The sequence below is a fragment of the Acinetobacter sp. USHLN143 genome (assembly GCF_037145695.1).
Taxonomy (GTDB): Bacteria; Pseudomonadota; Gammaproteobacteria; order Pseudomonadales; family Moraxellaceae; genus Acinetobacter; species Acinetobacter fasciculus.
The window spans coordinates 1-554 of record NZ_JBBCWZ010000202.1 but is presented as its reverse complement, the minus strand read 5'-3'; the positions used below and the strand labels follow the sequence as shown (position 1 = coordinate 554).

Genomic DNA, 554 nt, shown 5'->3' with positions numbered 1-554 from the left:
TTATTTACCGAACGATGACGTGAATGTTCAAGTTGATGTAAATTTTTTAATTGATCATTCACTGTTTCGATCAATCCTCTTCTGCAAAGTAATTGTTTTTCTTCTTCAGTTTGGATGGGTTTATTTTTCATATTCCGACGTGATGGGGTCAATATTTTCAGTCCTCTTGCTGCTAAAGCTTCGGCTTTTGCTTTGCTCAAATAGCCTTTGTCTCCGAGTAGGATCCCTTTTAATTCTTGAGTTAAAGATTCTAATATAGCAACATCATGAACATTTCCCGATGTCAGCTTGAGATTAATAATTTCACCTAAATTATTGATAACGAGATGTAATTTAAAACCATAAAACCAACCCGTACTACTTTTTCCACGACCGGCCAAGCCTTTAAATACACGATGCCTTTTAATCCGAAGATTATGGCAAACTACCAATTTAGTGGAGTCAATGATACTGATTCCCGTATCTTTTCCTTTCACCTGATGGAAGAAACTACTCAGAGCTTGCAAACAACGGGGCATGATTTCAATAAATCGGTTGTAGCTAAGCAGTTTAGG

1 protein-coding gene is annotated in these 554 nt (G+C 36.6%); it reads right to left on the bottom strand.

The annotated features are described in order from the left end of the window. Nucleotides 1-554, bottom strand: a 554-nt coding sequence (locus WFH18_RS17690) for an IS982 family transposase (RefSeq protein ID WP_336755395.1), incomplete at both ends; no start/stop codon positions are given.